General features: G+C 71.6%; 25 protein-coding genes. 16 read left to right on the top strand and 9 right to left on the bottom strand.

Annotated elements, in window-relative coordinates; translation table 11 throughout:
* Positions 1–16: 16 nt before the first annotated feature.
* Complete coding sequence (locus tag ASD19_RS03125) at positions 17–589, top strand: anthranilate synthase component II (protein WP_055988705.1); 573 nt, start codon at positions 17–19, stop codon at positions 587–589.
* Complete coding sequence (locus ASD19_RS03120) at positions 589–1,797, top strand: anthranilate synthase component I family protein (protein ID WP_055988704.1); 1,209 nt, start codon at positions 589–591, stop codon at positions 1,795–1,797. The genes ASD19_RS03125 and ASD19_RS03120 overlap by 1 nt, the downstream gene beginning before the upstream one ends.
* 10 nt (positions 1,798–1,807) lie before the next feature.
* Here the strand turns inward: ASD19_RS03120 and ASD19_RS03115 are convergent, their stop codons facing one another.
* Together ASD19_RS03115 and ASD19_RS03110 are read right to left on the bottom strand one after the other, a co-directional pair.
* Positions 1,808–2,740, bottom strand: a complete 933-nt coding sequence (locus ASD19_RS03115) for an AEC family transporter (protein WP_055988703.1) — start codon at positions 2,738–2,740, stop codon at positions 1,808–1,810.
* A complete protein-coding gene (locus ASD19_RS03110; protein ID WP_055988702.1) occupies positions 2,737–5,946 on the bottom strand; it encodes a S41 family peptidase in 3,210 nt (1,069 codons plus the stop codon). The genes ASD19_RS03115 and ASD19_RS03110 overlap by 4 nt, the downstream gene beginning before the upstream one ends.
* A 34-nt stretch (positions 5,947–5,980) precedes the next feature.
* Between ASD19_RS03110 and ASD19_RS03105 the strand changes: the two genes are divergently transcribed.
* The 6 genes from ASD19_RS03105 to ASD19_RS03080 all read left to right on the top strand — a co-directional run bounded on the left by ASD19_RS03105 (position 5,981) and on the right by ASD19_RS03080 (position 10,838).
* The gene (locus tag ASD19_RS03105) at positions 5,981–6,601 is read left to right on the top strand and encodes a TIGR00730 family Rossman fold protein (protein WP_055988701.1); all 621 of its coding nucleotides are present in this window, start codon (positions 5,981–5,983) and stop codon (positions 6,599–6,601) included.
* 113 nt (positions 6,602–6,714) lie between these two features.
* On the top strand, positions 6,715–7,095 hold the full coding sequence (locus ASD19_RS03100) for a helix-turn-helix transcriptional regulator (protein ID WP_156377089.1): 381 nt from the start codon (positions 6,715–6,717) through the stop codon (positions 7,093–7,095).
* 5 nt (positions 7,096–7,100) lie between these two features.
* The gene (locus ASD19_RS03095) at positions 7,101–7,517 is read left to right on the top strand and encodes a VOC family protein (RefSeq protein ID WP_055988699.1); all 417 of its coding nucleotides are present in this window, start codon (positions 7,101–7,103) and stop codon (positions 7,515–7,517) included.
* A 58-nt stretch (positions 7,518–7,575) separates the two neighbouring features.
* Positions 7,576–9,921, top strand: coding sequence for an ATP-binding cassette domain-containing protein (locus tag ASD19_RS03090; RefSeq protein ID WP_055988698.1), 2,346 nt, complete (start codon positions 7,576–7,578; stop codon positions 9,919–9,921).
* 76 nt (positions 9,922–9,997) lie between these two features.
* Positions 9,998–10,408, top strand: a complete 411-nt coding sequence (locus ASD19_RS03085; protein WP_055988697.1) for a pyridoxamine 5'-phosphate oxidase family protein — start codon at positions 9,998–10,000, stop codon at positions 10,406–10,408.
* Between the two features lie 145 nt (positions 10,409–10,553).
* The gene (locus tag ASD19_RS03080; RefSeq protein ID WP_055988743.1) at positions 10,554–10,838 is read left to right on the top strand and encodes a putative quinol monooxygenase; all 285 of its coding nucleotides are present in this window, start codon (positions 10,554–10,556) and stop codon (positions 10,836–10,838) included.
* Positions 10,839–10,889: 51 nt separating this feature from the next.
* Here the strand turns inward: ASD19_RS03080 and ASD19_RS03075 are convergent, their stop codons facing one another.
* On the bottom strand, positions 10,890–11,582 hold the full coding sequence (locus ASD19_RS03075) for a transglycosylase family protein (protein ID WP_235562955.1): 693 nt from the start codon (positions 11,580–11,582) through the stop codon (positions 10,890–10,892).
* Between the two features lie 281 nt (positions 11,583–11,863).
* On the opposite strand from ASD19_RS03075, the gene ASD19_RS14975 reads away from it, so the two are divergent.
* Together ASD19_RS14975 and ASD19_RS14970 are read left to right on the top strand one after the other, a co-directional pair.
* Positions 11,864–12,238, top strand: coding sequence for a helix-turn-helix transcriptional regulator (locus ASD19_RS14975; RefSeq protein WP_442922498.1), 375 nt, complete (start codon positions 11,864–11,866; stop codon positions 12,236–12,238).
* Positions 12,239–12,353: 115 nt separating this feature from the next.
* Positions 12,354–12,719, top strand: coding sequence for a GyrI-like domain-containing protein (locus ASD19_RS14970; protein ID WP_442922497.1), 366 nt, complete (start codon positions 12,354–12,356; stop codon positions 12,717–12,719).
* Between the two features lie 4 nt (positions 12,720–12,723).
* Here the strand turns inward: ASD19_RS14970 and ASD19_RS03065 are convergent, their stop codons facing one another.
* Together ASD19_RS03065 and ASD19_RS03060 are read right to left on the bottom strand one after the other, a co-directional pair.
* Positions 12,724–13,596 carry a hypothetical protein gene (locus ASD19_RS03065; protein WP_156377087.1) on the bottom strand — a complete coding sequence of 291 codons (873 nt, stop codon included), beginning with the start codon at positions 13,594–13,596 and terminating at the stop codon, positions 12,724–12,726.
* 11 nt (positions 13,597–13,607) lie between these two features.
* Entirely contained in the window at positions 13,608–14,111 is a 504-nt protein-coding gene (locus tag ASD19_RS03060; protein ID WP_055988695.1) for a GNAT family N-acetyltransferase, read from the bottom strand.
* A 70-nt stretch (positions 14,112–14,181) separates the two neighbouring features.
* Between ASD19_RS03060 and ASD19_RS03055 the strand changes: the two genes are divergently transcribed.
* Together ASD19_RS03055 and ASD19_RS03050 are read left to right on the top strand one after the other, a co-directional pair.
* Positions 14,182–14,931: an alpha/beta fold hydrolase gene (locus ASD19_RS03055; protein ID WP_055988694.1), complete on the top strand. Its 750-nt coding sequence runs from the start codon at positions 14,182–14,184 to the stop codon at positions 14,929–14,931.
* Positions 14,931–15,620, top strand: a complete 690-nt coding sequence (locus ASD19_RS03050) for an esterase/lipase family protein (RefSeq protein WP_200941046.1) — start codon at positions 14,931–14,933, stop codon at positions 15,618–15,620. Before ASD19_RS03055 ends, ASD19_RS03050 begins: the two co-directional genes overlap by 1 nt.
* A gap of 12 nt (positions 15,621–15,632) precedes the next feature.
* Here the strand turns inward: ASD19_RS03050 and ASD19_RS03045 are convergent, their stop codons facing one another.
* Together ASD19_RS03045 and ASD19_RS03040 are read right to left on the bottom strand one after the other, a co-directional pair.
* A complete protein-coding gene (locus tag ASD19_RS03045) occupies positions 15,633–16,712 on the bottom strand; it encodes a DNA polymerase IV (RefSeq protein WP_055988692.1) in 1,080 nt (359 codons plus the stop codon).
* Between the two features lie 46 nt (positions 16,713–16,758).
* Positions 16,759–17,145, bottom strand: coding sequence for a VOC family protein (locus tag ASD19_RS03040; RefSeq protein ID WP_055988691.1), 387 nt, complete (start codon positions 17,143–17,145; stop codon positions 16,759–16,761).
* A 76-nt stretch (positions 17,146–17,221) separates the two neighbouring features.
* Between ASD19_RS03040 and ASD19_RS03035 the strand changes: the two genes are divergently transcribed.
* Together ASD19_RS03035 and ASD19_RS03030 are read left to right on the top strand one after the other, a co-directional pair.
* Positions 17,222–17,677, top strand: a complete 456-nt coding sequence (locus ASD19_RS03035; protein ID WP_055988690.1) for an NUDIX domain-containing protein — start codon at positions 17,222–17,224, stop codon at positions 17,675–17,677.
* A 174-nt stretch (positions 17,678–17,851) separates the two neighbouring features.
* Positions 17,852–19,234, top strand: a complete 1,383-nt coding sequence (locus ASD19_RS03030; protein WP_055988689.1) for an HNH endonuclease signature motif containing protein — start codon at positions 17,852–17,854, stop codon at positions 19,232–19,234.
* A gap of 32 nt (positions 19,235–19,266) precedes the next feature.
* Here the strand turns inward: ASD19_RS03030 and ASD19_RS03025 are convergent, their stop codons facing one another.
* On the bottom strand, positions 19,267–20,016 hold the full coding sequence (locus ASD19_RS03025; protein WP_055988688.1) for a formylglycine-generating enzyme family protein: 750 nt from the start codon (positions 20,014–20,016) through the stop codon (positions 19,267–19,269).
* Positions 20,017–20,104: 88 nt separating this feature from the next.
* On the opposite strand from ASD19_RS03025, the gene ASD19_RS14580 reads away from it, so the two are divergent.
* Positions 20,105–20,932: a DUF4440 domain-containing protein gene (locus ASD19_RS14580; protein ID WP_200941045.1), complete on the top strand. Its 828-nt coding sequence runs from the start codon at positions 20,105–20,107 to the stop codon at positions 20,930–20,932.
* Positions 20,933–20,942: 10 nt separating this feature from the next.
* A complete protein-coding gene (locus ASD19_RS03015) occupies positions 20,943–21,440 on the top strand; it encodes a pyridoxamine 5'-phosphate oxidase family protein (RefSeq protein ID WP_055988687.1) in 498 nt (165 codons plus the stop codon).
* Positions 21,441–21,498: 58 nt separating this feature from the next.
* Here ASD19_RS03015 and ASD19_RS03010 read toward each other — a convergent pair whose 3' ends face one another.
* Complete coding sequence (locus tag ASD19_RS03010; protein ID WP_235562954.1) at positions 21,499–22,806, bottom strand: MFS transporter; 1,308 nt, start codon at positions 22,804–22,806, stop codon at positions 21,499–21,501.
* Between the last annotated feature and the right edge of the window lie 211 nt (positions 22,807–23,017).

Genomic DNA, 23,017 nt, shown 5'->3' with positions numbered 1-23,017 from the left:
CCCGCACAATAGATCCATGCCCTCGCATGACGTCGTGGTCGTGGACCACCACGACAGCTACACCGGGAACCTCGTGCATCTGATCGCACGGGTCACCGGTGGGCTGCCGCGCGTCGTCGAGCACGATGAGTGCACCGCGGCGGACGTGCTGAGCCACGACTTCGTGGTGCTCTCGCCGGGGCCGGGACATCCGGCGGATCCGCACGACTTCGCGGTCGGGCGGGAGATCCTGCGCGCGGGGGAGCGGCCGGTGCTCGGGGTGTGCCTCGGCATGCAGGGCATCGTCACGGCCTTCGGGGGAGTGGTGGAGCGGGTCGACCCCGGTCACGGCGTCGACGCGACCGTGCGTCACGACGGATTCGGCCTGTTCGCGGGCCTTCCCGACGGCTTCCGCGCCATCCGCTACCACTCGCTCGCGGCGCTCGCGCTGCCGGACGACGTGCGGGTGACCGCGACGGACGAGCGCACGGGCCTCGTGATGGGCGTCGCGCACCGGACGCTGCCGATCGCGGGCGTGCAGTTCCATCCGGAGTCGATCCTGACCGAGCACGGCGAGGACATCGTGCGCAACTTCCTCGGCGCCGCGTGATGGGCGCGTTCCCGGCCGCGACGACGGCCGCCCGGTGCGTCTGGCTGCAGGCGGGCGACGGCGGGCCGCAGCTGGCGTGGCTGGAGCCGTCCGACGTCTCCCTGACGTACTCCGCGGCCCGCCGCGAGGTCACCCGCCACGTCGACGGGCGCGCCGAGGTCGTCGGCGACGATGTGTTCGCGGTGCTCGCAGCGGAGCTGGCCGGGGGCGCGGCGGATGACCGCTGGTACGGCTACTTCGGCTACGCGTCGCGCCCCGACCTGCCCGCGCGCTCCGACACGCGGCTTCCGGATGCGGTGTGGATGCGGCCCTCGCACATCGAGCGTCTCGACCTGCCGGCCGCTCCCGCCGCGGACGTGCTCGGCTCGCTCCCGCCCGAGCCGACCCCCGGCTGGTACCGGGACGCGTTCGACGCCGTGCAGGAGCACCTCCACGCCGGCAACTCCTACGAGGTGAACCTCACCCACCGGGCGAGCGTGCGGAGCGTGCTCGCTCCCGCCGAGGCGTTCGAGCGCCTGCGCGCCCTGAATCCCGCGCCCTACGCGGCGTATCTGCAGCACGACGTCCCGGGCGCGCGGGCGTTCGTCCTGGGATCCTCGCCCGAGCGCTACGCGCGGATCGATGTGGACGGGGGAGCGCGCACGATCGAGGCGAAGCCCATCAAGGGGACCACGCCGCGCGCCGCGACGCCCGCCGACGACGCGGCGGCAGCCCGGCGCCTCGCCACGGATCCGAAGTTCCGATCGGAGAACCTCATGATCGTCGACCTGCTGCGGCACGACCTGTCGCAGGTGTGCGAGGTCGGCACGGTCGAGGTGCCCTCCCTGATGGCGGTCGAGTCGTACGCGTCGGTGCACCAGCTGGTCTCGACCGTGCGCGGCACGCTCCGCGGTGACGTCGGGACGGTCGAGGCGCTGCGGGCGCTGTTCCCGGCCGGGTCCATGACGGGCGCGCCCAAGCTGCGCACGATGCAGATCATCGACGAGGTCGAGCCCACCCCGCGGGGTGCGTACGCCGGCGCCATGGGCTGGATCGCCGCCGACGGGCGCGCGGACCTCGGCGTGATCATCCGGACGCTCCTGACCGACGGCGGCGGCGAGTACGTGCTCGGAACCGGCGGCGGGATCACTGTGCAGTCGGACGCCGACGACGAGTACGCCGAGTCCCGCTGGAAGGCGGAGCGCCTCCTGCGCGCCCTGCGCGTGTGACCCGCCGAGGTCAGGTGCCGAAGATCATCGCGGCGGCGAAGACGACGGGGACGCAGCAGAACGTGGTGAGGAAGACGACGTCGCGCGCGAGCACCTCGCCCACGCCGTAGCGCTGCGCGTAGTTGAACACGTTCTGCGCGCTGGGCAGGGCGGCCAGCACCACCACGACCAGCATGGCGTGGCCGTCGAGCTGGAACAGCAGCCCGAACGCCCACGCGACCACGGGCATCACCAGCAGCTTCATGGCGGTGGCGAGCAGCACGTCGGGGCGCGACGCTCGGGTGGTCAGCACGCGCTGGCCGTGCAGGGACATCCCGAAGCTGAGCAGCAGGACCGGGACCGCGGCGCCGGCGAGCAGGCCCACGGGCTCCATGACGAGCGGCGGGAGGTCGACACCCGTGACCGCCACGAGAACCCCGAGTGCCGCGCCGATGATCATGGGGTTGCGCAGCGTGCGGCGCATCACGCGCCCGAGCTCGCGGGGCCCCGCGACGCCGCCCGACGACACCGCGTCGAGGATCGCGAGCACGATCGGCGTGATGACCAGCATCTGCACCAGGATGATCGGCGCGGAGTAGGCGCCGTTGCCGAGCAGGTAGGTGGAGATCGGGATGCCGATGTTGTTCGCGTTGACGTAGCCCGCGCCGAGCGCGCCGAGCACGATCTCGCCCGTCGAGCGCCTCCAGACCAGGCGCGCGACGAGCGCGTACACGAGGAAGATCGCGAACGCGGCGAGCATGGACACCGGCAGCAGCGCGGAGAAGAGCAGCGTGAGGTCGGCGTCCGACAGCACCGCGAACAGCAGGAACGGGTTGAGGACGAAGAACGTCAGCCGGCTCAGGACGTACCGCGCGTGCTCTCCCAGCAGGTCGATGCGCGCGACGATGTAACCGGTGACGATGGCGAGGCCGACGACCGCGAAGCCGGTCAGGACCCCGATCACCGGCTCGGGCGCACCCTGGGCGCCGGGAGCTCGGGCGGTGCGGCGGCGGGGGTCGCGGCCAGCCGGGCGAGCGCCTCGTCGATCGCGCGGTCGAGCTGCGGATCGTCCGCGCGGAGGATCTGCGCCGGGCTGTGCACGACCTCGATGTCGGGGTCGACGCCGTGGTTCTCGACGCCCCAGCCCTTGCCCTGCAACCAGTAGGCGTACCGGGGCTGGGTGATCTTCGTGCCGTCGACGAGGGCGAAGCGGCTGTCGATGCCCACCACGCCGCCCCACGTGCGCACGCCGACGACAGGTCCCACGCCGAGCGCCTGGGCGCGCGCGTTGACGATGTCGCCGTCGGAACCGGAGAACTCGTTGGCGACCAGCACGACCGGACCGCGCGGGGGGCGATCCGGATCCGGCATCATGTCGTCGAACTGCCGCGCGGCCGTCCACGCGATCACGCGGGACGCGAGCCGCTCCACGACGAGCTGGCTCGTGTGGCCGCCGCGGTTGTAGCGCACGTCCGCGATGACGCCCTCGGCGTCCGTCGCGATGCGCAGATCGCGGTGCAGCTGCGCCCATCCGTAGCTCTGCATGTCGGGGACGTGGACGTAGCCCAGGCGTCCGCCGCTGCGCTCGGCGACGTATGCACGGCGGGAGCGCACCCAGTCCTGGTACCGCAGCACCTCCTCGTCCGCCAGCGGGACCACCACCACCCGGCGGTCCTCGCCATCACGGCGGAGCGTGAGCTCGACCGGGCGCTCGGCCGCCCCGATCAGCAGCGCCGACGGGCCCGCCACCGGGTCCACCGGGGCGCCGTCCACCGCGACGATCACGTCGCCCGCACGCGCCCCGACGCCCGCCTGCCGCAGCGGGGAGCGGGCGTGCGGGTCGCTGGACTCGCCCGGCAGGATCCGGTCGATGCGCCAGCCGTCCGCCGCGGGGGAGAGATCAGCGCCCAGGAAGCCCAGACGCCGGCCCTGGTTCCCGAGCGGCGACGGGGGAGTCACGTACGCGTGCGAGGTGTTCAGCTCGCCCACCGTCTCCCACAGGATGTCCACGACGTCGTCGTGCGTGAGGGCGCGCTCGAGGACGGGGCGCCAGCGGTCGGTCACGGCGGCCCAGTCGACGCCGTCCATGTCGGCGCGCCAGAAGTGATCGCGCATGATGCGCGCGTTCTCGTCGAACATCTGGCGCCATTCGGCGCGCGGGTCGACGCTGAAGCGCAGGCGGGACAGGTCCACGCGCACCGCGTCATCCTTGGCGGGCCGGGTGGCGGGGACGACCGTGACCGCGTCGCGGTGGCGCACCACGACGCGCTCTCCGTCGCCCGAGACCGCGTATGCGTCGACGGCGTCGACCAGGGTCTCGACCTTGCGATCGGCGAAGGACCAGCGCTCGAGGCTGTCGGGCGTGGCCTCGTCCCGTACGCCCGCGCGCCGCGAGCCGAGCACACCCTGCTCGGGGTGCACGGCGACCCACAGCACGCCGCCATCGGCGCACGTGAGGTCGCGGTACTCCGCGGACGGCACCGGGAACGGCACGATCCGCTCCTCGGCGGCCTCGGCGTCCAGGTCGGGACACGCCACGGCGCCGTCCTCCGCCTTCCTCGGCGCGGAGAGCGGCCAGCCGTCGACGCTCGGGCCGAACGGGGCCGGCTCGGTCGCGGACAGGGGGATCAGCCAGGGCCGGGTCGCGCCGATGAACGCGAGGTCGAACGCGTGCTTGTTGTAGTGCGGATCGAACGTGCGGTCGGACAGGAACACGAGGTGCCTGCCGTCGTGCGTGAAGTCGGGGGAGCGGTCGTTGTACTGACCGGTGGTCAGGCGCACCGCCGGCGCCGATCCATCGGCCTCGGCGATCCAGATCGCGTGCAGGTCGCCGCCCGCGTCGACCGGCTGCGACCACGCCAGGTACCGGCCGTCGGGGGAGAAGCGGGGCGTGAGCGCCTCGCCGCGTCCGGAGCGGCCGATCTGCCGGGCCGTGCCCGCCACGGGGTCGATCACGCGGATCGCGCCGTCGTGCGAGATGGTCGCGATCCTGTCGCCCGCGGGCGAGGCCGCGAGGTGCAGCACCCGGCCGAGCTCCCCGGACAGGATGCGCCGCGGCGGCTCCGATCCGTCGAGCGCGAGCACGTCGATGCCGTCCTCGCCGGTCGCGTCGCTCACGACCGCGCCGAGGCCGGTGCGGCCCAGCACGATCGGCTCACGCGCGCGGATGCCGGAGTCGGCGAGCAGCGCGCGGGCCGGGCCCTCGCGGTGTGCGACCCAGAAGGCCTTGCCGCGCCACGCGACCAGGCTGCCCGAGGCGTCGTGGTCGGGCGCGAAGGCGTCGAGGCGGCGGTTCCCGCCCAGGACCAGGGACTCCGGCGCCGTGCCGGGCAGAGTGACCTCGATCGTGCGGGGCCGGGCGTCCAGCGCATCGAGGATCCGCAGCCGACCCCGGCTGTGCCACACGATCCGCGACCCGTCGGTGCTCGGGTCGCGGACATAGCCCTCGTCGGGGCCCTGATGTGTGAGCCGGCGCGGCTCGCCCTCGCCCGGGACGTCCCAGATCCACAGGTTCGCCTGCTCGTCGGCACGGTCGGGGAACGCGGCAGCCCGGTCGGACGCGAACACCAGCGCGTCGCCGACCCAGAGCGGGTCGGTGATCCCGGCGGTCTCGTCCGGCAGCAGCCGGCTCCAGTCGCCGTCGGCCTCGCGCAGCCACAGACGAGGAGCGGTGCCGCCGCGGTAGCGCTTCCAATGAGCGGGCGGGCGGCTGCCGGGCGTCGCCAGGGCGACGCGCCCGTCCGCGCGCAGGGCGACGCCCGAGGCCATCCCGAGGTCCAGGCGCTCCCACGAGCCGTCCAGGGCGACGGCCTTCACGACCGTGTGGCGCGTGTTCGACTCGCCGCCGCTCGACGCGACGAGGATGCGGCCGTCTTGCGTCCAGCCGAGCAGGATCGTGCTCTGCGCGCCCCAGTACGTGAGCCGGCGCACCCCGCCGCCGGAGACCTCCGCCACCATGACCTCGGGATGGCCGTCCCTGTGCGACACGTAGGCGATCACGCTGCCGTCCGGAGAGAAGCGGGGCTGGCGCACCGGAGCGATGTCGCTCGTCACGCGCCATGCGCGCCCGCCGGCGACCGGAGCGACCCAGACGTCGTCCGCCGCCGTGAACGTCACGAGCTCGCCGTGGAGGTGGGGGTAGCGCAGATAGGCGTCCTCTGTCGAGCTCACCTCTTCAACCTAGCCACGTCCGTAGGGTGGAGGCATGCACGCAACGCCTCCGAGCGACGGGCCGGCGCACATCCGCCGCGTCACCGTCTTCACGGGTTCCTCGCCCGGTCACGACCCCGCCTACCTCCGCGCTGCGGTGGACATCGGGCAGGCGTTCGCCGCCCGGGGGATCGGCGTGGTCTACGGCGGCGGGAACGTCGGTCTCATGGGAGCGGTGTCGACCGCGGCGCGCGAGGCGGGGGCGCCGGTGCACGGCGTCATGCCGCAGGCGCTGGTCGACAAGGAGATCGCGCACCCGGACCTCACCACGTTCGAGGTCGTGCCCGACATGCACGCGCGCAAGCTCCGGATGGCGGAGCTCGGCGACGCGTTCGTGGCCCTGCCCGGCGGCATCGGCACGCTCGAGGAGTTCTTCGAGGTGTGGACGTGGCTGCAGCTCGGGATCCACCGCAAGCCGGTCGCGGTGTACGACGTGCGGGGGTTCTGGCGCCCGATGCTGACCATGGTCGACCGGATGGTCGAGGAGGGATTCGTCGCATCCGCGTTCCGTGAGTCGCTCCTCGTCGCCTCGACCCCGCGCGACCTCATCCGCGGTCTGGAGGAGTGGGAGCCGCCCGCGCCGAAGTGGGTGAGCGACACCGGCGTCGAGGGCTGAGATCGTCGGGAGGGCGTGGCACGATATCCCCTGTGACCGGCCCCTCCGTCGACTCGACCGCGCAGGACGCGCGGCTGCGCGAGCTCGCGCTGCTGCGCCGCGTGCGCGACCGGATGGACCGCGAGTACGCCAGGCCGCTCGACGTCGAGGCGCTCGCGCGCGGCGTGCACCTGTCGGCCGGGCACCTCAGCCGCCAGTTCAAGGCGGCGTACGGCGAGTCGCCGTACCAGTACCTGATGACGCGGCGCATCGAGCGGGCGATGACCCTGCTGCGCCGCGGCGACCTGTCGGTCACCGAGGTCTGCTTCGCGGTCGGCTGCGCGTCGCTCGGCACGTTCAGCAGCCGGTTCACCGAGCTGGTCGGCATGCCCCCGAGCGTCTACCGCCGGGCCGCGCGGAGCGGGCTGGAGGGACTGCCGTCGCTGGTGGTGAAGACCATCACCAGACCGGTCAGCAATCGAGAAGCGACCCGTGCGGGTGCGCGGATAGCGTGACGGACATGGACAACCGACTCACCATCAACGCCAGCTTCCTGCCGCACACCGACTCCGAGGCGTCGCTCGCCTTCTACCGCGACGTGCTCGGCTTCGAGGTGCGCCTCGACGTGGACCAGGGCGCCATGCGCTGGATCACCGTCGGCCCCGCCGGGCAGCCCGACACGTCGATCGTGCTCACGCCGCCCGCGATCGATCCCGGCCTGACCGACACCGAGCGCCAGACGATCGCCGAGATGATGGCGAAGGGCACCTACGCCGGCATCGTGCTCGCCACCCCCGACGTCGACGCCGTGTTCGAGAGGGTGCAGGACGCCCCGGACGTCGACATCATCCAGGAGCCGATCGACCAGGACTACGGCGTGCGCGACTTCGCCCTCCGCGATCCCGCCGGGAACGCCATCCGCGTCCAGCAGCGCTGAGCGCTCTCATCCGTCCCGCATCTCAGACCCGCCACATCCCCGAATCGAAGGAGCGCCGGTGCATCCCGCCGACACCCACGACCTGATCCGCGTGCAGGGCGCGCGTGAGAACAACCTCAAGGACGTCAGCGTCGACATCCCCAAGCGCCGGCTCTCGGTGTTCACGGGTGTCTCGGGATCGGGCAAGAGCTCGCTGGTGTTCGACACGATCGCGGCCGAGTCGCGGAGGCTGATCGACGAGACCTACAGCGCGTTCGTGCAGGGATTCATGCCCTCCGTGCCGCGTCCCGACGTGGACGTGCTCGAGGGCCTCACGACCGCGATCATCGTCGACCAGGAGCGGCTCGGCGCCAACCCGCGCTCGACCGTCGGCACGGTCACCGACGCGAACGCGATGCTGCGGATCCTGTTCAGCAAGCTGGGGGAGCCGTACATCGGTGGTCCCACGGCCTTCTCGTTCAACATCCCGACGCAGAAGGCCAGCGGCGTGATGACGTCGGCCAGCGGCGAGAAGAAGATCGTCAAGGACGTCGTCTACCTGGGTGGCATGTGCCCGCGGTGCGAGGGCCGCGGCTCGGTGTCGGACATCGACCTGTCGCAGGTGGTCGACGAGTCGAAGTCCCTGCTCGAGGGGGCGATCCTGGTGCCGGGATACACGCCCGACGGATGGATGGTGAAGGGCTTCGCCGGGTCCGGCTTCTTCCCCGCCGACAAGCCGATCTCGACGTTCACCGAGCGGCAGCGCAAGGACTTCCTCTACAAGGAGCCCACGAAGGTGCGCGCGTTCGACATGAACATGACGTACGAGGGCCTGATCCCGAAGATCACGAAGTCGATGCTCTCGAAGGACATCGAATCGCTGCAGCCGCACATCCGGGCCTTCGTGGAGCGGATCGCGACCTTCGCGACGTGCCCCGAGTGCGACGGCACGCGGCTCACCGAGGCGGCGCGCTCGTCGAAGATCGACGGGATCAGCATCGCGGACGCGTGCGCGATGCAGGTCACGGACCTCGCCGACTGGGTGCGCGCGCTCGACAAGCCGGGAGCGGGGCCGCTGCTGAACGCCCTGCGAGCGAACCTCGAGGCGTTCGTCACGCTCGGCCTCGGCTACCTGAGCCTGAACCGGCCGTCCGGCACGCTGAGCGGGGGAGAGGCGCAGCGGATCAAGATGCTGCGCCACCTGGGGTCGTCGCTCACCGACGTCACCTACGTGTTCGACGAGCCGACCATCGGCCTGCACCCGCACGACATCCAGAGGATGAACGAGCTGCTGCTGCAGCTGCGCGACAAGGGCAACACCGTGCTGGTCGTCGAGCACAAGCCCGAGGCGATCGCGATCGCCGATCACGTCGTCGACCTCGGGCCGAAGGCCGGCAGCGGGGGCGGCACGATCTGCTTCGAGGGCACCGTCGAGGGCCTGAAGGCCAGCGGCACGCTCACCGGGCGGCACCTCGACTACCGCGCTCAGCTGAAGCCCGAGGTGCGGGCCGCCGCGGGCGCGATCGACATCCGCGGCGCCGCCGACAACAACCTGCAGGACGTGGATGTGGACATCCCTCTCGGCGTGCTCACGGTCGTGACCGGCGTCGCCGGCTCGGGCAAGAGCTCCTTGATCCACGGCTCGGTGTCGCGCCGCCCCGACGTCGTGGCGATCGACCAGGGCGCCATCAAGGGCTCGCGCCGCAGCAACCCGGCGACCTACACGGGGCTGCTGGAGCCCATCCGCAAGGCGTTCGCGAAGGCGAACGGCGTCAAGCCGGCGCTGTTCAGCGCGAACTCGGAGGGAGCCTGCCCGACCTGCAAGGGCGCCGGCGTCATCATCACGGAGCTGGGCTTCATGGACACGGTCGAGACGCCGTGCGAGGACTGCGGCGGCAAGCGCTTCCAGGCCGGGGTGCTCGAGTACAAGCTCGGCGGCAGGGACATCACCGAGGTCCTCGACCTTCCCGTGGCCGAGGCCCGGCCGTTCTTCTCCGAGGGCGAGGCGAAGATCCCGGCGGCCGCCGCCATCCTGGGTCGTCTCGAGGACGTCGGTCTCGGGTACCTCACGCTGGGCCAGCCGCTCTCGACCCTGTCGGGCGGCGAGCGGCAGCGGATCAAGCTCGCGAACCAGATGGGGGAGAAGGGCGACGTCTACGTGCTCGACGAGCCGACGACGGGTCTCCACCTCGCCGACGTCGAGAACCTCCTCGGGCTGCTCGACCGCCTCGTCGACTCGGGCAAGACGGTCATCGTGATCGAGCACCACCAGGCCGTCATGGCCCACGCGGACTGGATCATCGACCTCGGCCCGGGCGCCGGCCACGACGGCGGGCGGATCGTGTTCGAGGGCACACCTGCCGACCTGGTGGCCGACCGTTCGACCCTGACGGGCGAGCACCTGGCGCAGTACGTGGGCGCCTGAGCCGCGCGTAACGATATATTGGTCCTCGGGGGAGAATCAGGCCGCGTCACGCCGCGCACGGTGCGAGGATGACCGAATGGCATCCTGGCGCCCGGGCTGGAGCGAGTTCCCGCCGGCACTTCTCGAGTTCTGGACCGAGCGGCACCTGTGCACGCTGACGACACTGCGTCGCGACGGACGACCGCACGTCACGCCGGTCGGCGTCGCCCTGGACCTCGAGCAGCGCTGCGCGTGGGTCATCACGTCCGGGTCGTCCCTGAAGGCGCGTCTCGCCGCCGCGGACCCGCGCGTGGCCGCCTGTCAGGTCGACGGACGTCACTGGTCGACGCTCGAGGGAACGGCGCAGGTGCTGAGCTACGCCGAGTCCGTGCGACGCGCTGAGGAGCAGTACGCGGCGCGCTACCGGACGCCGAGGCCGAATCCGGAGCGCGTCGCGCTGCGGATCGACGTGGAGCGCTTCCTGGTGTCTGCATCGTTCGGCCTCTGAGAGGGGCTGTCTCGCGGGATCGACCACACGCCGATAATGCACATTATGTCAGTTCGCTGAGGCGCGCCCTTCGTCGCCGTCCCCCATTGCGCCGGGCATCGACCGCCTGCCGCCCGGCAGCCCGACGCGCTCTACTGTGAGGTTCATGGTCGAGGTGCGATTGACGGGTGAACTGCGGTGTGCGGATGCTGACGAGGCGCGACTTGTCGCGGAGCACCTGCCGGGCCACGTGGCGCTGACTCGCGCCGAGCCCGGCTGCCTCTCGTTCGAGGTGGCACCGACTGCCGATCCCCTGGTCTGGACGGTTGCCGAGCGATTCGCCGACGAACCCGCCTTCCGAGCGCATCAGGTGCGCGTCGCGGCGAGCGAGTGGGGTCGTCTCACCGCCGGGATCGAGAGGCGTTACTCCGTCGACGGGCTGGCCGGCTGACCCCGTGGGCGGGGGCCGTCGCCGGCACCCCGCCCACAGGGTCGCTCGCGGTCACTCCGCGGGCAGGATCAGCTCGTCGCCGACCTCGATGAGGTCGGGGTCGGAGATCGTCTCCTGGTTCACCGCGAAGATGCCGAGCCAGCCGGTCTCGACCTCGAGCTTCGTGGCGATGTCGAAGAGCGTGTCACCCGACTCGACCGTGTAGGTCTCGTCCGACGGCTCCACATCCGGAAGCTGATACGTCTCCTCGACCGGCGCCGGTGCGGGAGCCGGTGCGGCGGCGGGCGCCTGAGTGGACTCCCCCGCCGCCGGCGCGGACGGAGACTCGACCGGTGCGGCCGCGCGCGGCTCGGCCGATCCCGACGCGCCGATCTTCGCCGAGCACGTCGGCCAGGCGCCCCAGCCCTGCGTCGCGAGGACGTTCTCCGCCACGCGGATCTGCTCCTCGCGCGAGGCGTCCGCCGGGTTGCCGGTGCCGCCGTTGGCCTCCCACGTGGACTGCGAGAACTGGAGGCCTCCGTAGTAGCCGTTGCCGGTGTCGATCGCCCAGTTGCCGCCCGACTCGCACTGGGCCAGTGCGTCCCAGGTGGCGTCGTCGGCCGCGTTCGCCGCCGTGGGCACGAGCGCCCCGGCTGCCGCCGCGACGAGACCGGCGGCGACCAGTCCCCCTCGCGCGAACCGTCCAGGTCGGCGCGCTTCGGTGTTCTGTCGGGAATGCGTGTTCAGGATCACAAGGAGCTCCACGGCCCCGTCTCTGGGCGCGGCCACGGCCGCGCACTCGCCCGCCGACCGGAAGGTCGTCTCGTTTCGGGTGCGGAGGACTCGGGCGGGTTCGACGGCGGTCCTCCACGGTCGACGTGCCACGCTACGTCAAGATCACGAAAAGGTAACAGTGCACTCAGGGACCTGCCAGCGAGGTCATAGGCGTCCGGTGCTCGCGCTGCGCTCATCCGATTGAATCGGTCCGGGATCATCGGGCCATGCGACCCGCTTTCCGGGAGGCTCATCGAGGAAGGGAGATCCTCGTGATCGGTGCACTCAACCAGCTGGTCGACCATGTCGACCGTCACCTGACGCAGGACATGGATCTGGAGCTCTTCGCCGCGCGCCTCGGCACCACCGAGTACCACCTGCGGCGGATGTTCTCGTCGCTCGCGGGCATGCCGCTGTCGGAATACGTTCGTCGCCGCCGGATGACCATGGCGGCAGCCGACGTGATCGCGGGCCGCGATCTGCTCGGCATCGCCGTTCGATACGGCTACGGGTCCACCGAGGCGTTCGGCCGGGCGTTCCGGGCCGTGCACGGGGTCGCACCCGCCGATGTGCGCCGCGCCGGGGGTCCCCTTCGCACACAACCGGGGGTCCCCTTCGCACACAACCGCAGCTCAGGTTCCGCCTGACCGTAGAAGGGAGCTCCCCCATGGACGCCCGCATCCTCGATCGACCCGCGTTCCGCCTGATCGGCCGCGCCGCGCGCGTGCCGCTCATCCACCGCGGCGTGAGCACATCGCGTCGTTGCCGATCGCCGAGCACGCCCGCCTGAAGGAGCTGAGCTCCACCGAGCCCGCCGGCCTTCTCCAGGTGAGCGCCGACCTCGACCCGGACGACGCCGAGGGCAGCGAGCTCACCTATCTCCACGGCGTGGCGGTCGATGAGGCCACCGCGCCGCCCCACGACCTCGAGTGCATCGAGGTCCCCGCCGGCGCGTGGGCGGTCTTCCGCACGACCGGCGCACACCCCAAGGCGCTGCAGGACACCTGGGCGGCCACGGCCACGGAGTGGCGGCTGCGTCCGGGGCCCTCGATCGTCGCGGTGATCGAGCGCGCCGAGGACTTCTCGACGGCGACCTGCGACCTCTGGCTGCCGGTCGAGCGCGGCTGAGCCGTCACTCCCCCAGCCCGCACGTCCGCGTGATGAACTCGATCAGCGCGCGGCGTGCGGCATCCGGCACCGGGACGTACATCGGCGCCTGGCGGACGCCGTCGACGCTCGCGTGCACCGGGACGAACGTGCCGCGCTTGTCCTCGGCCAGCACGTGCGCGTCGCAGCGCGAGGGGATGATGCGCAGCGGGACCTCCCCGCTGCTCTGGCTCTCGAGCGCGCTCCCCGTCCAGGTGGCGCCGTCCGCGCGGGAGAACAGCGTGGTCGCCTGGATCTCCTCGATCCGCACCTCCGGTCCGCCCGGAACCGGCGCGATGCGCAGCCGGAGCTGTGCGGTGCCGTCTCCGAGATCCTCGACCCGGTCCTCGATCGTCAGAGCGGCCGCACCCGCCACGGCGGCCGCGGCGCAGTCCTCCTTGGGGATCACCGCGAGCCGGTCGAGAGGATCCGTCGCCGCCACCTCCAGGACGGTGGCTCCGAAGCCGTCCTGCTGCACGGTGAGCGACACCCGGGCCGACTCCTCGGAGGCGCTCGGGTCGAGCGCGACCGCTCCGTCGCCCGGGCCGCACACGGCCTGGCCCAGCGGGACGGGAACGGCCACGCCGCGGGGTCGGTCGGGCCCGATCCTCATCTCGAGGCCGTCCACGCTCGAATCCGTGAAGCCGTCGGCGCGGAGCTCCGCTGCGGTCAGCGTGAGGGCCTCCCCCGCCGCGCGCACGACCAGCGAGACGACGCGGTCGGCGTACTGGGTACGGGACTGGCTCACCGCGCCCTCGATCCCGCCGACCTCGATGGCCGATGCCGCGCACGCCGGGAGCGCGCCGCAGGCCAGGAGCGACACGAGGACCGCGCCGACCCGTGAGCGTCTGCGATCCACGATCCCCTCCCTCAGCGCGTCAGATCGAGTCGCATCTCGATCTCGTCGCCATACGGCTCGAGGTTGTAGGGCGTCACGTTCCCGGTGGGCTCGAAGCCGTGGCGCCGGTAGAACGCGATCGCGCGCGGGTTGTCCTCGTGCACCTCGAGGACGAGCGCGTCGCCGCGCATGCGGGCCCAGTCGACGATCCCCTCGAGCAGGGCATCCGCGACCCCGCCCTCACCGCCCCGCCATGCCGGGTCGACGTACACGCCCACGAGCATCGCCCCGCGGCGGGCCGAGACGAACCCCCGCATGATGCCGATCCAGGTGCCGTCGTCGGCGACGGCGACGAGGGAGATGTTGCCGGGCTCCTGGCCGCGGCCTGCACGCTCGCGCCACTCCGACTCGGGCAGCGCGGCGGCGTGCGCATAGGTCTCGTTGTACGCGATGGGGGTGTCGCGCAGCATCCGCAGACGCAGGTCGCGGAACGCCTGCCAGTCGGAGGCGCGGACCGTTCGTATCGAGAAGCCCATCCCGTCACGCTATCGCCCCGACAACGTCAAGCCTCGGGTGCGCGCCGGAGCGGTCGCGCACAATGGGGGCATGCCGATCACGCGCGTCGTCGACCTGGATGGGCACGTCTTCCGGGTGTTCTCGACCGAACGGCCGGGCAGCGGACGCGCGTTCCTCCTGGTGCACGGGATCGGGATCTCGCACCGCCTGTTCTCGCGCCTGCACGGCGTCCTGGCGCGGCACCACTCCGTGCACACGGTCGACCTGCCCGGCTTCGGAGGGCTGCCCAAGCCGGCCTCGTCGCCGGACGTCGCCCGCATGGCCGAGATGCTGGGCGGGGTGGTCGGCGACCTCGGCGAGGAGGCGGCGGTCGCGGTAGGTGACTCGATGGGGACGCAGTGGGTGGTCGAGCTCGGCGCGCAGCGCCCCGATCTCGTCTCGCACGTGGCCACGATCGGCCCGGTGGTCGACGACCGACACCGCACCGCGTTCGCGCAGGCCCTCGCGCTCGGCGTGGACAGCACCCGCGAGACCCCGTCCGCCAACGTCCGAGTGCTCACCGAGTATCTGCGCTGCGGCCCCCGGTGGTACCTCCGTCAGCTGCCGCACATGCTGGAATACCCGATGGAGGAGCGCGTCGGGGATCTCACGCAGCCGCTGCTCGTGCTGCGCGGCGGCCGCGATCCGATCGCCGGTGCGGACTGGTGCGCGAAGCTGACGCGCCGCGCACAGCGGTCCCGCTCGGTCACGGTCCCGGGCCATCCGCACCTGGTGCAGCACACCGCGCCCCGCGCGGTCGCGTCGGCGCTGGACTGGTTCCTGGGGGTCGGCGAGCCGTGATGAGCCTCCTCCGGCGGTGGGTCTGGTGGACGCTCGACTACGCGTACGCGGGAGTCTGGCAGGCGCGGGCGTTCCTGAACCGCACGCGGCCGTCGGCCTTCTGGACGGGCGGCGGCGTGCCGATCGTCGTGATCCCGGGCGTCTATGAGACGTGGAAGTTCCTGCAGCCGCTCATCGTCGCGCTTCACGAGCGCGGACATCCGGTGCATGTGGTCGATCCGCTTCAGAACAACCGCATCCCGGTGGACCGTGCGGCGCGCCTCGTCGAGCAGCACCTGGTCGCGCACGACCTGCATGACGTCATCCTCGTGGCGCACAGCAAGGGCGGACTGATCGGCAAGCACCTCATGGCGTTCGGCGCCGGAGCGGCTCGCGTGCGCGGAATGGTCGCGGTGGCCTCTCCGTTCGGCGGCTCGCGATACGCGGCGCTCATGGTGTCGGCCACTCTGCGCAGCTTCTCCCCTCGCAACGCCACGATCCTCGCGCTCGCGAGGGAGACCGCGATCAACGCCCGCATCACATCGGTGTACGCGGCCTTCGACCCGCACATCCCCGGGGGAAGCGAGCTCGCAGGCGCGAAGAACGTGCGCCTGGAGACCGGCGGGCATTTCCGCGTGCTGGCCCATCCGAGGGTGGTCGGCGAGGTCGCTGCGATGGCCGAGCACGCGCACGGGCACGCCGCGCACTGACCTGCCGCGGGGTCAGATCCGCCCGCGCACCGGTGTGCGCTCGATCTCGTCACCCGCCGGCATCGCCATCTCCGCGCGCACTCCGAGCAGGCGGATCTCGCGCTCGGAGTCGATCCGTTGCGCGAGCGCGAGCGCGGCGTCCACCAGGACGTGCTCGCTGCGCGCGGGCTCCGCGAGCTTTCGCCCGATGGTCTTCGTCTCGAACGGCGCGTACCGGACCTTCAGGTGCACGCGCACCACCGCTCGTCCGTCCGTCGCGCAGTCATCCCAGACCTGATGGGCCAGCTCGGCGACCGCCGTGTGCACCGCATCCGGCCCCGTGAGGTTCTGCTGGTAGGTCGTCTCCCGGCTGTGGCTGCGCGCGATCCACGGCGAGTCGTCCACCACGCGCGGTCCGATTCCGTGGCCGAGCTCGCGGTACCAGACGCCCATCCGCGGGCCGAACTCCGCGACGAGCACGGCGGGGTCGGCGTCCGCGAGCTGCCGCACGGTGTCGATGCCGTGAGCCGCGAGGCGCTTGTGCACCTTGGTGCCGACTCCCCAGAGCTCGCGCGTGGGCCGTTCGCCCATCACGTCGAACCAGTTCTCCTCGGTGAGGCGGAACATCCCTCTCGGCTTGCCGAAGCCCGTCGCGATCTTCGCGCGGACCTTGTTGTCGCCGATGCCCACGGAGCAGTGCAGCCGCGTCGCCGCGAGCACGGCCCGCTGCGCGTCATGCGCGACGGACTCGGGATCGGCGGTCGTCACGCCGAGGAAGCACTCGTCCCATCCGAGCACCTCGAGCACGACGCCGGGCAGCGCGCGCAGCGTGTCCATCACCTCGGTCGACGCGCGTTCGTAGGCCTCATGATCGACCGGGAGAAACACGGCGTCCGGGGGCGCCTTGCGCGCCGCGATCTTCAGCGGCATCCCGGAGCCGATGCCGTATGCGCGTGCTTCGTACGACGCCGTCGACACGACGGCTCGCTCGGTCGGATCGCCGCGCCCGCCGACGATCACGGGCCGGCCCGCGAGCTCCGGGTGACGCAGCACCTCGACTGCGGCGATGAACTGGTCCATGTCGACATGCAGCACCCACGCGCTGGCACCCATGAGTCGAGTGTCGCGGCTCCCGCGCCGGTTGTCACCTGCGCTCCGCTCACCGCTCGCGGTGGGCTGCCCAGCCGTGCCAGCCCGCGGCGTCGATCACGCAGAAGCGATTGCCCTCGGGGTCCTCGAGGATGACGTAGTCGGCGTCGGCGGGGCGCTTCGACCATCGCACCTCCGACGCGCCGAGGCCGATCAGCCGGCGCACCTCGGCCGACTGGTCCTCGGCGTAGAGGTCGAGATGGATGCGAGGCGGCAACACCCGCTCCGACGGCGCGGCGTCGAGCGAGACGTTGGGGCCTCCACCGCGGCGAGGGATGAGCACGACGAAGTCGTCGTCGGATGGGTCGCGCACCTCGTAGTCGAGGACCCGGGTCCAGAACTCCGTCTGCACGGCGATGTCCCTCACCCGGATGACGATCGACCCCACGATGAGCATGTCGCCACGCTAGGACCCCGGCGCGTCCCGATCCAGGCGTGGTCGTCTGGCGCCCTGCGGCGCATATGGTCGATGAATGCCGATGTCGCCCTACGTCCGCGCGATCCGCGATCGGATCGGACGGGACCTGCTGCTTCTTCCCGCAGTCACCGCGGTCATCCGACACGGGGATCAGCTGCTGCTGGCGCGCCACCGCGACTCCGGGTTGTGGAGCTTCGTCGGTGGAGGAGTCGAGCCTGGAGAGGATCCCCGAGCAGCGCTGGAGCGCGAAGTCCGCGAAGAGCTCGGTGTGGCTCCGTCCATCGTCCGGGTGATCGGCGCCTACGGCGGTCCGGAGCTCACCAACGTCTATCCGAACGGCGATGAGGTCGCCTACGTGACGACCGCGTACGAATGCCGCCTCGACACGACCGCCATCGTGCTTGAAGAGCAGGAACTGATCGAGACGCGCTGGTTCACGTTCGCTGAGGTGCGCGACCTCCGCCGCCACGCATGGATCGATCGAGTGCTCGCAGACATCCCGGCGAACTGAGCGCGCGCCATCGAGGACGCGAGCGGGTCAGCGATCGGAGGCCTGCTCGCGATCGGGTCGGAACGTGCCGGCGGCCCGGACGCGGAAGCCGAACGCCTCAACCGGATCCCGTCGAGTTCTCCACAATGCGGGGACATTCGAACGGATGTCCGACCCTCGTGGGAGACTGGGTCCATGGTCAAGCAGAGTTTCGCGGAGCGATGGGACCTGGATCCCGCCCGGCGTGAGGCGCTGCAGGCGGTCATCACGGGGGTGGCGACCGCGGATCGGATGATCGCGCAGCTCGAGGCGATGAAGGCGCACTTCCTTGCGGCGGGGCAGGCGATCGCGGTGGAGATCATGGCCGAGCTCGATCCGTCGTCGTCGCATGCGCTGCCGCTGCGGGCGATCGCGGCCGACATCGCCACCGCGACCAACGCGGCCGACGGCACGATCCGCAGCCGGATGAACGGTGCCGCGATCCTCACGACCGACTTCCCCGCGACGTACGCCGCCCTGTCGGAGGGGCGGATCTCCCGCGCGCACGCGGACGTGATCGTGGATGCCGGGCTGCGGCTCGACGATGAGCGCGCGCGGGCCCGGTACGAGCAGGTCGTGCTCGATCGCGCCGAGTCGCTGACGCCGGGTCGCCTGCGACCGGTCGCGCACGCCGTTGCCGAGCGGGTGGAGCCCACGTCGGTCGTCGAGCGGCACGAGAACGCCCGCGCGCGGCGGTGCACCTGGGTGGACGACCTCGGCGATGGGATGAGCGAGTTCCACGCGGTGGTCGAGTCGGTGCGGGCGCACGCGATCCAGGACCGGCTCACCCAGATGGGGCTCACGATCCGGCGCGCCGCACGTGACGAGGCGCGTCGCGCGTACGGGCCCGTCGTCGACGACCTCGCCGTCGAGGACGGCGACCCGGTCGATGAGCGCACGCTTGCGCAGATCAGGGCCGACGTGTTCGCCGACCTCGTGCTCACCGGGCACCCCACCGCGCACGTGTCCGATGCGACCGGCGGCAACGCGCTGGCGGCGATCCGCGGCTCCGTGCAGATCACGATCCCCGCCGAGACGCTCGTGGGCCTCGGCGACGACGCCGCGTTCCTGGCCGGGCACGGGCCCGTCTCCCCCGACATCGCCCGCCGGCTCGCCGCCGACACCGCGACCTGGACTCGGCTGTTCATGGATCCCGACACCGGGTGCCTCCGCACGGTCGACGCATACACGCCGACCGCCGCCCAGCGCCGCTTCCTCGCCGCGCGCGACGAGCACTGCAGGTTCCCGGGTTGCCGGCAGCCGATCCACCGGTGCGACCTCGACCACTCCCATGCTCACAGCGAGGGCGGCCACACCGCGGTGTGCAACCTCTCGGCGCTCTGTCGGGCGCACCACATGCTCAAGCACCACGGCGCATGGGGTCTCGAGCACGGACCCGGCGGAGTCATGATCTGGACGAGCCCCACCGGACGCCGTATCACCGACCGCCCCGGCCCAGCGGTACGCTTCATGGCCGAACTCGATGCGACCGACCCCGATCCGCCCCCGGTCGAGGTCGAAGAGACCGCGCCGTTCTGAACCGCTGACGCCGACGGCAGGGCCAACGCCGATCAGCGTAGCGGCGTCCACCCGGTCGGGAGCGGCCCGTCCTGCAGTGCGCGCTCGCGGTCGGCGGCCGCCGACCAGCCCTGGGCCTCGTCGCGCGCGTCGAAGCCGCCTCGCGCGACCCGGAAGCCGAGATCGTCGTGGTGCATGCGGGGTCCGCCGCCGCGGCGCACCGAGGCGCGCACGTTGTACGACTCGTCGGCGAACCCTCCGCCACGGAACACCCGGTAGTCGCCGTAGCGCGCCGGATCGAGCAGGTCCCAGCACCACTCCCACACGTTGCCGAGCGTGTCGAACAGGCCGAACAGGTTCGGCATCTTGCCGCCGACGTCCCGGGGCGAGGAGGCCCCATCCGCCGCCGTCCACGCGACGTCGCGCAACAGGCCGTAGTGGGGCCCCGTGGACCCTGCGCGGCAGGCGTACTCCCACTCCGCCTCGGTGGGCAGGCGATAGCCGTCCGAGTCCACGTGCCAGGTGACGTCCTCGCCGTCGAACGTGTACGCGGGGTCGAGCCCCTCCCACTCCGAGGCCGCGTTGCAGAACCGGATGGCACGCTGCCAGCTGACATCGACCGCCGGGCGACGGGGGTGCGGGTGCTCCTCCCCCTCGCCGAGCAGCTCGGATATCTGCTCCTGCGTGACCGCGAACACCCCGATCTCGAACGGCTCGAGACTCACCATCCGCCTCAGTTTCCGGCGCGCGTCGTGAAGCATCACCGTGCCCGACGGGATCCGCGCCAGCTCGATGTCCTGCATCCGTCCATCCTCCCCCGTGTCGACCGAGGTGCGGCCGATGTCGCTGATCCGGGCCCACTCCCCCTCGGCGGCTCCTAGCGTGGACGCCATGAGCGAAGACGCACCGTCCCCCGTCCGCCAGATGCGCCTCGTCGTGGCCGTGGACGATTTCGATCAGGCCGTCGGCTTCTATCGCGACGTCGGCGGCATGACCGAGCAGGCCGCGTTCAACGGCGAGGGCGACGCCCGCGTCGCGATCCTGCTCGCCGGCGAGGCGACGCTCGAGATCTCGAATCGCGCGCAGGTCTCCCTGATCGACCGAGTGGAGACCGACGGCGGCGTCAGCGACCCGCTCCGCGTCGCGTTCGAGGTCGACGACGCCGACGCCATGACCCGGCGCCTCGAGCAGGGCGGCGCGGCGGTCGAGGCGTCGCCCCGCGAGACGCCCTGGCGGTCGCTCAACTCGCGCCTCCGGGCGCCGGACGGGCTCCAGCTCACCCTGTTCCAGGAGCTGGAGACGCTCGAGGAGCGCCGGCGACGCGAGGGCTTCGAGAACGGGGCCGTCGACGAGGTGCTGGGGCGAGAGCGCGAGCTGCAGACACCCGAGGCCAGACGTGATCCGGGCCGGGTGCGTGACATGCTGTCCGCCGACTTCGTCGAGATCGGCGCATCCGGACGCCGGTGGGGGCGCGACGAGATCCTGGAGCTGCTGGCGAGCCAGGCGGACGGCGTCGACCCGATCGACGTCGAGGACCTCCAGGGCCGGATGATCGCGCCCGGGCTCGTGCTCGCCGAATGGATCAGCACGCGCGGAGCGCGCCGCGCCCGCCGCACCTCGCTGTGGCGACGCGAGGACGGGGCGTGGCGCCTGCTTCACCATCAGGGCACCCCGCTGCCCGCAGCCGATGCCGGTGCGGATGTCGGCACCCGCGACTAGCGTCGGCGCCATGTACGAGACCCCCGAAGAAGTGGAGTCGCTGCAGCGGCTGATCGACTCCTCGCGCGCCGGCGCCACGCCCCACCTGCGCGCGATCATCTCCGGCAACCACGTGATGACCGCGCCGCAGATCGTCGACGCGCTCACCGGCATGAAGGTGCTGAGCCTCGCGACCGTGACCGCGAAGGGCGAGCCGCGCGTGAGCGCGGTGGACGGGCACTTCCTGCACGGCCGCTGGACCTTCGGCACCGACGGACGTGCCGCCAAGGCGCGTCACCTGGCCACACGCCCGGCGGTCAGCGCGGCGCACGTCGACGGCGAGCGGATCGGCGTCTTCTGCCACGGCACCGCGGTCGCGCTGACGCCGGCGGATCCCGCCTGGGACGAGACGATCGCGCACTGGGCCGCGCACTACGGGTCGGATCCCACCACCTGGGGCGACGACATCCGGATGTACCGGATCGAGCCGACCTGGTTCGTCGGGTACCGGGGCGCGGACGCCGGCTGAGCCGTCGCGGCACGCAAGAGGCCCCGGGCGCGATGCGCGCGGGGCCTCGTGAGCGGGATCAGATCTCGCGGTGCGCGACGTGCTTGACGAAGAACGAGGCGACGAGACCGAGCAGCGCGCACACGATCACGTAGATCGAGATGGGCCACCACGCGCCCCCGGTCGCCTCCTTGAGCGCGGTCGCGATGAGCGGCGCGGTGCCGCCGAAGATCGCGGCGCCCACCTGGTAGCCGAGCGTCGCGCCCGAGTAGCGGATCTCCGGGCTGAAGTTCTCGGCGATCAGGGTGCCGAGGATCGCGTTCACGCTGCCCCACAGCAGGCCGAAGCCGATCATCGTGGCGAGGAACACCGCCCACGTCTCCCCCACGTTGAGGATCCAGTAGTACGGGAACGCGTACACGATCGTCGCGATCGCGACCACGCGGTACAGCAGGGCGCGGGGAATCGAGTCGGAGATCCGGCCGAACAGCGGCATCCACACGGTCGCGACCACGGCGGCCGCCGTGACGGCCGTGAGCACGACGTTGTTCTCGACGCCCAGGCCCGCCGCATACGCGATCACGTAGGTGCCGAAGATGTAGAACGGGCCCGTCTCGGTCGCCTTGGCGCCGATGGACACGAGCACGGCGCGCCAGTGCTTGCGGAACACCTCGGCGATCGGGAGCTTCACGACCGCGCCCGACTGCTGCACGCGCTTGAACTCGGGGGTCTCGTCGAGGCTCGAGCGGATCCAGACGCCGATCGCCAGCAGCACGACGCTGCCCACGAACGGGATGCGCCAGCCCCAGGACAGGAACTGGTCCGGGGGCATCAGCGTGAGCAGCGCCACGACCCCGGATGCGAGCGCCAGACCGATGCTGATGCCCATCTGCGGCACGGCGCCGTAGAGGCCGCGGCGGTTGCGCGGCGCGTACTCGTACGCGAGCAGCAGCGCGCCGCCCCACTCGCCGCCGATGCCGATGCCCTGCAGGATGCGCATCAGGATCAGCAGGATGGGCGCCGCGATGCCGATCGTGCCGTAGTCGGGCAGAAGTCCGATCAGGACCGTTCCGCCACCCATCAGCATCAGCGTGATGAACAGCGTCTTCTTGCGGCCGATGCGGTCGCCGATGTGCGCGAAGATCACGCCGCCCACGGGACGGAAGAAGAACGTGAGGGCGAAGGACGCCATCGAGAACATCATCGAGACGAACTCGCTGTCGGTCACGAAATAGGTCTTGCTGAAGACCAGCGCGGCGACCGTCCCGTAGACGAGGAAGTCGAACCACTCGATCACGCTGCCGGAGAGGCTGCCGAGCAGCACCTTGTAGTTGAGCCGCTCCGCGGGCGGCGTGCCCGTGGCTCGGGCCTTGTCTGTGATGGTCACGGGGACAGCTCCTCTTCGAGATCCGCACTTCGTCCACCACCGACTGTGTGGTTGGACCACACGAACCATAGCGCTCGACGCCGCTCCACGTCAAAGCGGATTCGGATGCCGCCCTAGCTGTACTGCCCAGCCAGGTTGTTTGAGATCCGGCTGATGGGCGGGAGCTTCCCGATCGCGGTGTGGGGCCTGTGGTGATTGTAGAAGTGCAGCC

It is taken from the genome of Microbacterium sp. Root53 (assembly GCF_001426925.1).
In the GTDB taxonomy this organism is placed as follows: Bacteria; Actinomycetota; Actinomycetes; order Actinomycetales; family Microbacteriaceae; genus Microbacterium.
The sequence above is the reverse complement of the archived record's forward strand: the minus strand, read 5'-3'. Positions and strand labels throughout refer to the sequence as shown.

Excerpts from the sequence above, each read along its gene's own strand:
- ASD19_RS03125 (WP_055988705.1), top strand. The coding sequence starts at position 17 with ATGCCCTCGCATGACGTCGTGGTCGTGGACCACCACGACAGCTACACC.
- ASD19_RS03120 (WP_055988704.1), top strand. The coding sequence starts at position 589 with ATGGGCGCGTTCCCGGCCGCGACGACGGCCGCCCGGTGCGTCTGGCTG.
- ASD19_RS03105 (WP_055988701.1), top strand. The coding sequence starts at position 5,981 with ATGCACGCAACGCCTCCGAGCGACGGGCCGGCGCACATCCGCCGCGTC.
- ASD19_RS03100 (WP_156377089.1), top strand. The coding sequence starts at position 6,715 with ATGGACCGCGAGTACGCCAGGCCGCTCGACGTCGAGGCGCTCGCGCGC.
- ASD19_RS03095 (WP_055988699.1), top strand. The coding sequence starts at position 7,101 with ATGGACAACCGACTCACCATCAACGCCAGCTTCCTGCCGCACACCGAC.
- ASD19_RS03085 (WP_055988697.1), top strand. The coding sequence starts at position 9,998 with ATGGCATCCTGGCGCCCGGGCTGGAGCGAGTTCCCGCCGGCACTTCTC.
- ASD19_RS03080 (WP_055988743.1), top strand. The coding sequence starts at position 10,554 with ATGGTCGAGGTGCGATTGACGGGTGAACTGCGGTGTGCGGATGCTGAC.
- ASD19_RS03060 (WP_055988695.1), bottom strand. The coding sequence starts at position 14,111 with ATGGGCTTCTCGATACGAACGGTCCGCGCCTCCGACTGGCAGGCGTTC.
- ASD19_RS03055 (WP_055988694.1), top strand. The coding sequence starts at position 14,182 with ATGCCGATCACGCGCGTCGTCGACCTGGATGGGCACGTCTTCCGGGTG.
- ASD19_RS03050 (WP_200941046.1), top strand. The coding sequence starts at position 14,931 with ATGAGCCTCCTCCGGCGGTGGGTCTGGTGGACGCTCGACTACGCGTAC.
- ASD19_RS03045 (WP_055988692.1), bottom strand. The coding sequence starts at position 16,712 with ATGGGTGCCAGCGCGTGGGTGCTGCATGTCGACATGGACCAGTTCATC.
- ASD19_RS03040 (WP_055988691.1), bottom strand. The coding sequence starts at position 17,145 with ATGCTCATCGTGGGGTCGATCGTCATCCGGGTGAGGGACATCGCCGTG.
- ASD19_RS03035 (WP_055988690.1), top strand. The coding sequence starts at position 17,222 with ATGCCGATGTCGCCCTACGTCCGCGCGATCCGCGATCGGATCGGACGG.
- ASD19_RS03030 (WP_055988689.1), top strand. The coding sequence starts at position 17,852 with ATGGTCAAGCAGAGTTTCGCGGAGCGATGGGACCTGGATCCCGCCCGG.
- ASD19_RS03025 (WP_055988688.1), bottom strand. The coding sequence starts at position 20,016 with ATGCAGGACATCGAGCTGGCGCGGATCCCGTCGGGCACGGTGATGCTT.
- ASD19_RS14580 (WP_200941045.1), top strand. The coding sequence starts at position 20,105 with ATGAGCGAAGACGCACCGTCCCCCGTCCGCCAGATGCGCCTCGTCGTG.
- ASD19_RS03015 (WP_055988687.1), top strand. The coding sequence starts at position 20,943 with ATGTACGAGACCCCCGAAGAAGTGGAGTCGCTGCAGCGGCTGATCGAC.